We start from the raw sequence: 12517 nt of genomic DNA, 5'->3' as shown, positions 1-12517 counted from the left end.
ATTTTTGCAGGTCCAAGTTGTTTTACAATTGTGCCAAAGCGTTTTTTACGCGCTCACGGTTTGGTTTAGATACTGGTATTTTCTCACGGTTTGCCAATAGTAAAGTCCCGCCGTCTTCCTTAAGCCAACTTTGGATATAAAAAGGGTTTATAAGGTGACTTTGGTGTGTTCGAATAAAGTTGTGTGGAATTAGTATTTCGCTGTATTCTCTTAACGGTTTTGAAGAAATTATTTTCTCTTCATTTAGTAAGTGAAAAACGGTATATGTATCGTCTGCTTCGCAACGTATAATATCGCTAATGAGTAAGTATCGAGTTTCGTTTTGAAAAGCAAGAGCTATCTTCTGAGGCACCCTCTGTTTCGATGTCAACTGCTGAATCAGAAATTCTACCCCGGGATTCTGCACTATTGTACTTACTTTTTTGCAAGCCTTTTCAACGGCCAATTTGAGCTCGTCTATATCAATGGGTTTTAGAAGATAATCTAATGCCGCATGTTTTATGGCTTGTATACCATATTGGTTGTATGCTGTAACAAAAATGACCTGAAAGTCTATTGTTTCAAAATCCTTAAGCAGGTCAAAACCTGTCTGACTCCCCATTTCTATATCAAGAAATACCAAATTGGGTCTATTATTTTTAATTAAGCTCGCTGCTTCAGTAATCGTATTTGCGATTGCCACAACTTCAACATGTGGACAATACTTAGCCAATAGCGCCTTTAAATTTTTGGTATTTGAAATTTCATCGTCCACTAAAATAGCACGTATCATAATAACCAGTTTTTAAAAATTAAAGATACGCATGTCCCCGTACTTTTAGATTCTGTATCTATGAAAATATTTGTCTCTGGATGCAATTCATTCCAAAGCTGTATACGCTCATTGGTTAACCTGATTCCTAATCCGAATGGTGTATGTGCTATATCATACCCTCGACCATTATCAAATATAGTTATTACCATATCACTCTCCTTCCTCTCAAAATATAAGCTAACCTTTCCACGTTCCTTCAATTCTGATATCCCATGTTTTATGGCATTTTCAACCAATGGTTGTAGGAGCATTGTTGGTATTTCGATGTTATTAGGATCAAGATCGCTAACATCAATCGCATATTCAAAACCAAATCGTAGCTGTTCCATCTGAAGATAATCGGTTAAAAGATTGCGCTCATCCGTGAGTGTATTTACCGATTCACTATCCAGCACATTTCGGGTGAGACGGGCAAATTTGCTTAAATACCTATTTGCATTGTCCACATCATTGTTATTTATAAAACTCTGAATGCTAGCGAGCGAATTGAAAAGAAAATGAGGATTGAGTTACGCCTGAATCGAGATCAGTTTAGTTTCCGATATTTTTTTATTTAAACTCTCTTCTCGGATTTTTTTTTCTATTTCTTCTACGCAGTACATAAATTAGAAGAAAGCTTATAATGCTAAAGATAATAATTAATGATAGAGACCACATGATCATATCTTGCATAGAGAAAGTTCTATCAATTTGTATTTTGACATTTTGTCTAAAACTAGACGATTCCATCTCTTGCTCCGTCATATTCTCTAATTGTGGTCGAATAATGATTTCATATTCTCCAGAATTTTTGAAATTCTCCCGACCTATTGAAATATTCGGTTGCTCTATTCCATCTACAGTGTAAAAACTGTAATTCCAAGAATTACTTTTAAATACAATGTTGCCAGTTTCCTTTTCTTTTACCAATAACGAGTAAATGGAACTGTAATCATTTTTTCTAACTGCAACCTTCAGACCTGTAACATCATTGTCCAAGATAATTTTCGACGCATCTGTTTTCATTTCAACCGCAGATCGATTTGATCTATCAATTAGCTCCCTTCCAAGAAAGATAATATCAGTTTTTGGGATCGCTGTGTTATATATAATCACGCTTCCCTGTTCTGAAGGATCTTTTTCGTTATATAAGGTTACAGAAATGGTCTTATTTCGGATCTCCGTTATTGGCAATTCTGCTATATAACCAAATAAGCCGTGTTTGTTAAAGGTCAGGTCCTCTAAGCGTCCGGATAACAACGTATTTTTTAAATCATCGACAACAGCAAAGCGATAGTTCTTTATGCCTGAAAGTAGTTTAGTACGAATTTTGAATTGTACCCTATTTCCATTATTGATATAAGTCAGCGCTTGGTTGCTTATGTTGGGAAACCTGTTTGCATAGCTCCTAATTTTACTTAGGCTATCGAAGGAGGCACCGATGCTTATTCCTGCAATATCTATACTCCCTAAATAATATTCTACCTTTTTGTCTATTGAATATTGTTCGCCCTTGCTGCTAACCTGAGCAACAATGGGTATCCAAAAGAATATAGCGATTAGTAAAAACGTGTTTTTTTTCATGATCTGCCGTTTATACTTACAAAACTCTATAATTATTAATTTTAAAAAAATGCAAAAACAGTATTGCTCTCCGCTCACTTGGTAAACTATACGCCAGGATCAGGATTTAATCATTTGAGCGCTCATCACAATTACGCTCTTATATAGAAAGGTATAAACACAAAGTCGACATAGCCGGACTCTATCTTATTGTATCCGACCGCATTCGCTTTCGAGAGTCGCTTTGCGATTACGTTGATCCTTATTCGCGCCATAAATGAACCTATTAGTTGAAGCTCAGACGTACCTGTCTTGATTCGTAGTAGCCATAACTTGACGAAAGCAATCCTGCTAGATTTTGCGAGTATTTAACTCGGTTACCTTTATATTCGGAGCGCCTATGCTGTTCTGGACATAATCATAAAGACCTCCCCTCCATAAGAAGAATTTTCCAATCAATAAGAGCTTCGGTAAAGAAGTCATTTAGGTTACAATAAGATCTGATTTTTTCACTTGGGTTACTGAGATATCACGGAGATAAGCGCCTTATACAAGTAATAAAAATAGGTATAAAAGCTTAAATATTCAAAGGGGGGGAAACTACTCAGTATCAAATTGAAGGATCCCCTTCCCCTCGCGAATTGATTTATAAATACTATCCCGCAGTTTTGGATCTATGTTTTTTTGTTTAATGTATTTTAAAAAACCTGTAATGGTGTCATTATGATGATATATTCTTTCAGCACTACTCTTTTTCAATAATAATCTGTGATTACCAAGCAGATCCATTTCAGTTAATTCAATAGTTGAATGTATAGGTATTGGATCAGATAAGTTCACCTTGAAAGTTGGAACCTTTGATTTTAATAATACCCGATCCACCGTTCCTATTTTTTGATCGTTGAAATAAATATCATTGGGCATGGATGCTATTGTCTTTTCTTCTCTGAATTCCAGAAAATACTGTTTTTCCCTATCGAAATTACACCCCATCAAAAGTACGACCTCAATTAGTATTATTTTTACAGGTGAATATCTCATAATGCGTCTATAAATTATCAGGGATTAAATCTCAAATACTTAAGATTCATTAAAGTCCCCATTTTTAAATTCTCCCAATCTTCTGCTTTCGTATGTTCAAATACAATTTGACAGCTAATCTTTTCTGTGGCAGCTGGCTTAGGAGTGCCGTCGGGGCACCTCCTTTTCATGTTATTGCTCCATACGATTGGTCGGTTACTGGGATGCAGTAACAGGACTGGGTTTACGATCAAACATAACCGGTTTTTCACTACCGTCCAACAGAATTCCTATACCTTGAATCTGACCGTCCACATCGCTAAAGAAGTTAAAGAGAAGATTACTTGGTTCAGGATCCGCTGCGCCATCTTTATCGACAGACCGTGGGTCAAAAACATCATAATGTCGGTGGATAAGGACAACCTTCTCATAACCGAGTTCACTGTATAGCTTGTTATCCTTAAGCCTTACCTCAATAATTCCATATGCAGGATTCTCAAAAGAACCAGTGTACTGTTTTAAGGAATGGGAAGGGTTCGTCGCTGGAATGGGCAACTTTTCTTCTTCTTTTTTAACATGACGCAGCGAATCGATTTCAGCCTTTTTTTCACCATTCCAGTCGATTGGATTCAAACCAAGAAGTATATCCGCTATAGAATTTCTGACCACCGTAGGAACTTTAGATACGTTTTGATTGGTTAATACGACAATTCCGAGTGTATCTGTTGGAAAAAATGCCACATTCGCAGAAAATCCGTTAATATTTCCACCATGTTCTACTTGATAATGTCCTCTATAGGAGCCAATCATCCAGCCTAATCCATAATTGGAAAGGAAAACATCTTTGTGTTTGTCCGGTAAAGCGGCATCCATCACCATTTGGGAGCTCGCAGCCTCCTTTATGTAATTTGCAGGGAGTATTTCTTTCCCATTGAAATAACCTCGGTTGAGCCAAACCTTGAGCCAATTAGACATGTCATTAGCACTGCTATTTATGCTTCCTGCCGGCCCCATGCCACTAATATTATAATAATCAATTAGTTTTATCGTGTTATCTTTGGAAAGTGTATAAGGCAAAGATGCATCGCTATCCCGTTGGAAGGCTAAGAGATTGGTGTTAGAACGGGTCATTTGTAGAGGGGTAAAAAACTTTTCCTGTATATTTTGTTCCCATGTCTTACCACTCAATCGCTCCACAATCATTCCTTGAGCAAGGTACATAAAGTTATTATAGAACCATTTCATGCGCAGGCCTGAACTGGGTTTCATAAATCTGACCCGTGAAATCAGACTATCTCTATTTTTACTATTGAACAGAAACCAAGATAAATCATAGCGGGACAAGCCTGTCCTATGCGCCATTAGGTCTTTAACCACGATTTGATTATCCATCTCATCATTGTAAAACCGTAACGCAGGCAGTAAAGATACCGCTCTGTCCTCAAATGTCAGTTTGCCATCCGCTCTCAACAAACCTAACAATGAAGCGGTAAAAGCTTTGGAGCTCGAACCGATTGCAAAAAGCGTATTCGGTGTAACAGGTTTTTTATTCGCGAAATCACGATAGCCAAATCCCTTATTATAAATTATTTTATCGCCTTTTACAACAGCAACGGCAAAACCCGCCACATGATGATCTTTTAAAACTTGGCCGAGAACAGAATCAATTGCTTTAAATTGATCTTTCTGCCCACCTACTTTCCCAACCTGAGAAAATAGTGAAAAAGAAAACCAGGAACAAAAAATAAAGGTTAAAAGGAATTTCATATCAAATTGGAATATATACGAAAATACTTATTCAACATGATTCCCGCAAACTACTGGAGACATTGCCTTTAATTTTTTTATTCCTGGTTGTTCTTAGGAGGTTGCTGAATTTTACGATAATAATTGGTCTATCAATCCGTAAAATCTCCTAAATTATTCTTTCGTATAATTCGACTTTCCGTTTACATCCACCTGCTTACCTAAATACTTTGGTTTTCTATTTCTCATTACATCCAAAACCGCTTTCGTTACCGATAGTTTTTCTCTAAATGCATAATATTTATATCCAGGGTAAACTCCTCGATCGGCACTATAACCGAATGATTTTATGCCTAATTTATCACCCAGATAAACACATCTATTTAGATGATATTTTTGAGATACCAAAATTGCCGTATCAACATTAAATATATATTTTGCCCGGTACATGGTCGAGTAGCTATCGAACCCAGCATAGTCAATGTAAATTTTAGCGGTATCGATGCCATTTTTCTGACAGTACAACTTCATTACGCTAAGCTCATCGTACTCGTCTCTTCCGTTGTCTCCCGACAACAATATTTTATCCACTTTGTGGTTTTTGTACAACGAAATCCCGGCATCGAGTCTATCTTTCAGATACCTACTTGGCTGATCACCATTGATGCCAGCGCCAAAAATGATGGCTACCTTGGTTCTTGGCACATCCTTAAGTTCAGTGAAAATCACCGAATCTGTTTTAGCCGTTACATTGCTATTGGTTATCACCACAACAACCAGGGCTACTACGCATAGAACGACAACCACTAAAACGAACCTTTTAATCTTTTTCATTAGCTTGATTTGTTCATGATAAACTTATCATTTTAAACACAAATTTAATAGTACAACCAATTGAAAATCGAACCAATTATAATTCGCTGCAGATAAATTATCATTCGTAGGCACTTACAGTCTTTTCGGTATATTTCATTTGGCTATTAATGCTCTAGAATTTAAACATAACCAACATCGCTTTATGATCGGTTGGCCACACGCCTTCGGGCAGCAGGAAGTTATCTTCACTATCTTTTTCCTGCTTCTGTCCATACTTTACGGTTTCTACAGGACCGACAATGTTAGCTTTTACTGGTTTCAACGGTTTTTTGCTGCGGTAATAAACATAATCGATCCGATCTCGATCATCCGCTGTGGGTGCCCATGCCAATTTCCCAATGGGAACATCCTTGTTAAAAGCAGGATAGGTAAAACCAGGATGACTGACCGGGTTGGGATATAATTGACGGAAACTATCTATAAATCCGGCTTTTTCTAATAAAACCGAACAGTCCCAAGGAACCACTGCCCCACGATGGTCGAAAAGATCTCTTGTAGCCAATGTCCAATCCAAATGTGAAGGCTCATTAAAATCACCTGCAATAATAAACGATTGTGATTGATCCTCTTTTTCTACGTCGCTCAGGATATCTTGGATAGCTTCATCACGTTTGCTTTTCCGATTAGCCTCAATAATGGTACCTACATCTGAAACAGGACGATCTAACTTCTCCCAGGTCAAACCATCGTAACCACGCGGCGAGTAGCATGCGTAATTTGTGTAGTCCAAGTGTAAAGAATAGCATACAAAAGAACGCTTTCCAATCTTGATCTTACTTTTTAAAACACCGCCCATGGTACTATCTTTTTCATAAAGCGCATGCTGTGATTCGATCGGATATTTGGAAATAAAACCGACATCCAGTTTTGCATCACTGGACTGGCCAAAATAGATAGCCCCTTTAGATTTGAGTTCCATTAGTATACGCTGAATAAAATCTGTTCCCTTGTAATTGCGGACTTCACTAAAGAGAACGACATCTGCATGCTTGGCAATAATTTCGTCTGCAATCGCAGGAAACCCATTGGGCACAACAGTCCCCTCCTGCCAAATGTTGATCTGCAGTACTTTTACCTCATTTTTTGCCTGAGCGAAGAGTGTATGCCCCAAAAGGGCTATCACTAAAAGCAATATCATCTTTCTTAATTTCATTGGAGTTGTCTATTTCTACTGGAAAGTATTACCGCAACGTTCTTGCCGAGAGCGGTTTCTACCATTATCATATGAGCGAGTTTCTTACTTATTTCTGTAATAACCAAATAATTTTATCCACATTATCAACTCCAACACATTGTCGTTGACTTGCTTCATCAACTTTTTCGCGATTTGTATCGAATTCAGCAGTAGGATACATCCAACGCAACGGCATTTTTGTATTTGTAACATTTTGATCAGCTTCAATTGAATAGCATCATATTAATCAGCATTCCACGATTTATTAAATAGCGAATTATTTAATACCTTAGCCACACAAAGTTTTAGCACAACCGGTTTATGAACATAAAAATCAAGTATCATGAGTTTGAAACAAACGTTTTATAAAGTACGAAGTTCTAAAACAGTTCAAGGAATTCTAATCGCCAACATTTTTGCATTTCTAATTATTGGTATGCAATCTTCATTGCTGCCCAAGGATGCAGGGGTACTTGTTTTTTCTGAGTTTGTGATTATTCCACTGTTGATGGGTATTATCATGGCTTGGTGTTGGAAAGATACTGACATGAGAGGTAAACAAATAACCGCATGTTCTATCTTGGGTGGCCTTATGGCTATCTTACTCAGCTTTATATTCCTAGGTGAGGGCATTATTTGCCTCTTAATTGTTTCACCTCTTATCTTTGGCTTTGTTATCGCAGGTGCCTTTATTGGAAGGTCAATGTTTAAAAAGAGTAATCAAAAATTGAATATAAGCATTGTTAGCCTCTTACTTGGAATTTTTATTGTCGACTCCCTGACTGATCACCATCATGAAAATATGGTCTCCGATGAGATCTTAATTCATGCGAGTCCAACGCAAGTATGGCAACACGTGGTCGCCTTCGATCCCATATCTCAGAAGGAAAACTATTGGCTTTTTAGTATAGGAATGCCGAGCCCCATGGCTACAACGGTAAGTGAACATAAACTGGGCGCAAACCGAAAATGTATTTTTAGCAACGGGTATATTTTCGATGAGAAGATTGTAAAATTTGACGTCAATGAAAACTTAATTTTTGATATCATTGATCAACCCAAAGACCCTGAAATCATGGGACATATCGATATCAAAAGAGGTCAATTTATATTGAAAGATAATGGAAATGGTACCACTACTCTTATTGGGAACAGTTGGTATAATCTCCATGTTTTCCCAACCTGGTACTATGATCTTTGGGCAGAAAGTATCACTAGGAATGTCCATTTCCGAGTCATGGAGCATATTAAACTTTTAAGCGAGCGATAATCTATGTTTTCTTTTGTGGTAAAAAGAGTTGGCTTTTTAAAGGATATCCCCTTATTAGCCATTCTATTTGATAGTCTCATGAGATTTTGGATGTTCATTGCCAAGCCTGAACTGCTAAATTGGATCGATGACCTGGAAGAAAATGTAAAAGGAATGCCCGGGACGACGATTGGGATACATAAATATGGTGGGACTGCGTTCAATTATTTGGGAAAGGAATTTGCACATGTCCATAGCAATGGTTTAGTGGACATTTTATTAAATAAAGAGCTAAAAAAATCATTGATGATGGAGGGAAAAATTAAGGACCACCATGTGTTTAAAAATTCAGGCTGGATCAGTTTTTATCTTCACAATAAGCAAGATGTTGCCTATGCCTGTTATCTCTTGAAAAAGGCTTACGATCGTGCTAGATAAAAACAGCAGGCTATATTCTTTTAGACAGGCTTTGTCTTCATAAAATGTTCATTCACTGCAATAATTAGCTATCGGCTCTTTATTTTGGCTATCTATGTACTCATTATTAAGACACCATCTAGGTATAAAAAAGGAAGGTCTTTATCTTTTAGATTTAATATCTTTGCTGTATGAATATTGAACAGATCAAACAACCTTTCCTCAAAAAATTCCCTGGAGATTTTTCCAATAACCCTACACAGCGAGGCACGCCAAAAGTGCTATTTGCTACGATTGAACCTGCAGGGTTTGAACAGCCTCAACGGATTGCTTTTAACGAAGCTCTTGCTGAGGAAATAGGGCTGGGTAAATTTGAAGAAAAGGATCTTAACTTTCTGGTAGGCTCTCACCTACCCGACAATATTCAGACCTACGCTACAGCTTATGCCGGACATCAATTTGGTAATTGGGCCGGGCAACTGGGCGACGGCAGGGCCATTCTGGCGGGAGAAATTACTAATGCTGCTGGTAAGAAGACCGAAATACAATGGAAAGGAGCCGGTGCAACACCCTATTCAAGGCGTGCAGACGGAAGAGCCGTATTGCGGTCTTCTGTACGTGAATACCTTATGAGTGAAGCCATGTATCACTTAGGCATACCTACCACCAGGGCCTTAAGCCTGGCCTTTACAGGAGAAGATGTTCTTCGGGATATCATGTATAACGGCAATCCACAATACGAAAAAGGAGCCGTAGTGATCAGAACTGCCGAAAGCTTCCTTCGCTTTGGGCATTTTGAACTGATGTTTGCTCAGGGTGAACATACGTTATTACAGGATCTGCTTGATTTTACAATTGAAAATTACTTCCCTGAAATTGTTTCATCCGATCAGCAGAAATACAAAGATTTTTTTGAGAATGTATGTATCCGCACAGCAGACTTAATGGTAGAATGGTTCAGAGTAGGTTTTGTACATGGGGTAATGAATACAGACAACATGTCCATCTTAGGCCTAACGATCGATTATGGTCCCTATTCAATGCTGGATGAATATAATTTAAATTTCACCCCGAATACTACGGATCTACCGGGAAGAAGATATGCATTTGGAAAGCAGGCACAGATTGCCCAATGGAATCTATGGAAACTCGCAAATACCCTCCAGCCCATCATCAACGATGAAAAGTTTCTTGAAAACACCCTAAATAATTTTGGCGTTTATTTTTGGGAAACTCATGACAGAATGCTCTGCAAAAAATTCGGATTTGATGAACTAAAAGAAGAGGATGAGGTGTTTTTTAATAACTGGCAGAGCTTAATGCAGGACCTCGCATTGGATCATACCTTATTCTTCAATCAACTGGAGAAAACAACACCAGAAACTGATTTACAGGAACATTTCAGCCCGGTAGCTTACGGCGCTTTAAATGAAGAAAAGCTCAGCAGACTGAAAGACTTCATGGAAAACTATCGATCCCGTCTGAATTCAAATGCTATTTCAAAAGCTGAGTCCGTGGAATTAATGAAAAAAACAAACCCCAAATTTATATTGCGGAACTATCTTCTTTACCAATGTATTGAAGAAATTAGTGCCGGAAAAACAGCACTGTTAATGAAGCTAACGCAAGCATTAGAAAATCCTTACCAGGAATTATTTCCGGAATTTTCCGTCAAGCGTCCTTCAAGCTATGACGACACCGCAGGATGTTCTACACTTTCATGCAGTTCGTAGTATGAAATGCCCCGTTCGTTAAACATTCAGGGTGGGTTTAAAAGCTAAAGTTTAGGATATGTAGATTTTCTAAAAATAATCATACACAATAGCCAGCCAACAAGTAAACCTGCCAAGAGATAAGACTCCAGGTGCATATCCTGAAAACTAACACTAGGTATATCACTATCCGAAGAAAACTCGGCCCTTTTTAATAGGTCACGTATCTGAGCAACTTTAAATTTTAAATAAATCACGCGTATTCCACAAAATATAGATCCTGACGTACAGATCAATAGTATAGTAAACAATTGATTTCTTACCGAAGATATTTTACAATAATTTTTGACTGACAGATACAGAAAAGGAAGAATCCCAAAAGAGAAAATAAAAATCAGTGCAGGCAAAACCTGACCGGGTAGGCGCCAACTATTATTAAGCAAAGGGCTTTCACCTATTATTTCGGTGGTAAAAAACACCAAAAACCGATCTCTAATAAAAAAGGCAATTAGACACAATACGATTGACAGTCCAATAGCAATGCTGTATTCCTTCATCATTTTCTTTTTCGCAAAGTTTTTTATAGGTTATCGACTTAAACCATTTTCGATATTGCTTTTACATCATACAATTTGTTTTTTCATTAGCTTAAGTTCCTTTATCTTAGTGTCTATCTGTTGCAATTTAAGATCAAGCACTTCCATTTTACTTGCCTGAGTCAGCTCTTTTTGATACCATGCATCAATAACCTGTTTAATTTCAGCTAAGGTAAAGCCTACAGCTTTCGCCATCTTTATGAACCTCAGTTTTTCGGTTACTTCATCGTCATAATACACGTACTTGTTGGAAGTTACATCCTTTTTTGTCATGCCAGAAATGAGTCCGCTCTTTTCATAAAAGCGTATAGTTCCAATAGGCATGTTCGCTTCCTTCGCTAGTTGACTAATTAATTTCACTTGATAATCAATAGTTTAAAAAAATAATAAAAGTATATAGTATACTTCATACTTGTGGGTTGTAAAAATACAGTTTAAATTTGTCTATTGAAAATCAATGGTAACTATCAATTATCTTTTATCATGAAAATAGGATATTCCGACAAAGAACTTATTAAACTTGTACCCGGCTTCACAAACAATTTTATTGTAATAAATGGCCTTTCAATCCATTATGTTCAAGGGGGCAAAGGAGACCCCATAATTCTTATTCCGGGTTATCCAGAAACATGGTGGGCTTACCATCATGTCATGCCAATATTAGCAGAAGACAACCAAGTATTTGTTGTTGAAATTAGAGGGATGGGTAGCTCGGATAAACCGGAAAATGGTTACGATAAAAAGAACATGGCCAAGGATATCTACGAATTAGTCAAGCATTTAGGCTTCGACAGCGTTTGTATTGCAGGTCATGATATCGGTGCACATGTCGCTTTTAGTTTTGCTTGTAATTATCCACAAGCAACAAGCAAATTGATACTGCTGGATACACCACATCCAGACCCAAGCATGTATCAGCTTCCGATGTTACCTATTTTAGGGAGCAGTTATTTATATCCCTGGTGGCTAGCTTTCAACCAAGTCAAAGAATTGCCAGAAAAGTTGCTTGAGGGACGCATGTCAATCGTCATCTCTTGGTTATTCGACAACCTGCTGATTAATAAAGATAGCATAAGCCAATTTGATATATCGGTGTATAGTAAAGCGTATGACAACCAGGATGCCATTCGTAGTTCCAATGCATGGTATCAGGCCTTTCCACAAGATATTAAAGATTACGGGAGCTATGATAAATTAGAAATGCCAGTCCTAGCGATTGGTGCGAGTGGTTATGACCTATTGCATCATTCTTTACCGGAAATCACCTGTAATCTAACACTTAAAAAAATTGAAAACTGTGGCCATTTTATTCTTGCCGAAAAACCTATCGAAACTGCCGAATTGATCAAAGAGTTTTTATTGACGATCTAA

12 protein-coding genes and 1 pseudogene are annotated in these 12517 nt (G+C 37.6%); 4 read left to right on the top strand and 9 right to left on the bottom strand.

All coding sequences use genetic code 11. The features are described from left to right. Nucleotides 1–22: 22 nt before the first annotated feature. From B4Z90_RS21875 to B4Z90_RS21845, 8 genes and pseudogenes are all read right to left on the bottom strand, one after another. A complete protein-coding gene (locus B4Z90_RS21875) occupies nucleotides 23–772 on the bottom strand; it encodes a LytR/AlgR family response regulator transcription factor (protein ID WP_070568500.1) in 750 nt (249 codons plus the stop codon). Continuing rightward, complete coding sequence (locus B4Z90_RS21870; RefSeq protein ID WP_349676666.1) at nucleotides 769–1143, bottom strand: ATP-binding protein; 375 nt, start codon at nucleotides 1141–1143, stop codon at nucleotides 769–771. Before B4Z90_RS21870 ends, B4Z90_RS21875 begins: the two co-directional genes overlap by 4 nt. Then, a pseudogene (locus B4Z90_RS25080) lies at nucleotides 1135–1311 on the bottom strand (histidine kinase); the annotation flags it as partial. The gene B4Z90_RS21870 and the pseudogene B4Z90_RS25080, both read right to left, overlap by 9 nt. Nucleotides 1312–1363: 52 nt before the next feature. Further along, nucleotides 1364–2377: a hypothetical protein gene (locus tag B4Z90_RS21865; RefSeq protein ID WP_115048174.1), complete on the bottom strand. Its 1014-nt coding sequence runs from the start codon at nucleotides 2375–2377 to the stop codon at nucleotides 1364–1366. A 579-nt stretch (nucleotides 2378–2956) separates the two neighbouring features. Then, complete coding sequence (locus B4Z90_RS21860; RefSeq protein WP_115048173.1) at nucleotides 2957–3397, bottom strand: hypothetical protein; 441 nt, start codon at nucleotides 3395–3397, stop codon at nucleotides 2957–2959. Between the two features lie 195 nt (nucleotides 3398–3592). After that, nucleotides 3593–5143 carry a serine hydrolase gene (locus B4Z90_RS21855; protein ID WP_115048171.1) on the bottom strand — a complete coding sequence of 517 codons (1551 nt, stop codon included), beginning with the start codon at nucleotides 5141–5143 and terminating at the stop codon, nucleotides 3593–3595. Between the two features lie 153 nt (nucleotides 5144–5296). Next, nucleotides 5297–5956 carry a SanA/YdcF family protein gene (locus tag B4Z90_RS21850; RefSeq protein ID WP_201303515.1) on the bottom strand — a complete coding sequence of 220 codons (660 nt, stop codon included), beginning with the start codon at nucleotides 5954–5956 and terminating at the stop codon, nucleotides 5297–5299. A gap of 154 nt (nucleotides 5957–6110) precedes the next feature. Continuing rightward, nucleotides 6111–7151, bottom strand: a complete 1041-nt coding sequence (locus B4Z90_RS21845; protein WP_115048169.1) for an endonuclease/exonuclease/phosphatase family protein — start codon at nucleotides 7149–7151, stop codon at nucleotides 6111–6113. A 364-nt stretch (nucleotides 7152–7515) separates the two neighbouring features. On the opposite strand from B4Z90_RS21845, the gene B4Z90_RS21840 reads away from it, so the two are divergent. The 3 genes from B4Z90_RS21840 (at nucleotide 7516) to B4Z90_RS21830 (ending at nucleotide 10571) form a co-directional block, all read left to right on the top strand. Continuing rightward, nucleotides 7516–8442 (top strand): hypothetical protein, encoded by a 927-nt coding sequence (locus B4Z90_RS21840; protein WP_115048167.1) that lies wholly within the window; start codon nucleotides 7516–7518, stop codon nucleotides 8440–8442. Nucleotides 8443–8457: 15 nt separating this feature from the next. Beyond that, the gene (locus tag B4Z90_RS21835; protein ID WP_139145064.1) at nucleotides 8458–8859 is read left to right on the top strand and encodes a luciferase family protein; all 402 of its coding nucleotides are present in this window, start codon (nucleotides 8458–8460) and stop codon (nucleotides 8857–8859) included. Nucleotides 8860–9029: 170 nt separating this feature from the next. Then, the gene (locus B4Z90_RS21830; protein ID WP_070568529.1) at nucleotides 9030–10571 is read left to right on the top strand and encodes a protein adenylyltransferase SelO; all 1542 of its coding nucleotides are present in this window, start codon (nucleotides 9030–9032) and stop codon (nucleotides 10569–10571) included. Nucleotides 10572–11173: 602 nt separating this feature from the next. On the opposite strand, the gene B4Z90_RS21825 is transcribed toward B4Z90_RS21830, so the two are convergent. After that, a complete protein-coding gene (locus B4Z90_RS21825) occupies nucleotides 11174–11506 on the bottom strand; it encodes a MerR family transcriptional regulator (protein WP_115048163.1) in 333 nt (110 codons plus the stop codon). A 123-nt stretch (nucleotides 11507–11629) separates the two neighbouring features. Between B4Z90_RS21825 and B4Z90_RS21820 the strand changes: the two genes are divergently transcribed. After that, nucleotides 11630–12517: an alpha/beta fold hydrolase gene (locus B4Z90_RS21820; RefSeq protein ID WP_070568803.1), complete on the top strand. Its 888-nt coding sequence runs from the start codon at nucleotides 11630–11632 to the stop codon at nucleotides 12515–12517.

This window comes from Sphingobacterium sp. UBA5639 (assembly GCF_002421245.1).
Classification (GTDB): domain Bacteria; phylum Bacteroidota; class Bacteroidia; order Sphingobacteriales; family Sphingobacteriaceae; genus Sphingobacterium; species Sphingobacterium multivorum.
The sequence above is the reverse complement of the archived record's forward strand: the minus strand, read 5'-3'. Positions and strand labels throughout refer to the sequence as shown.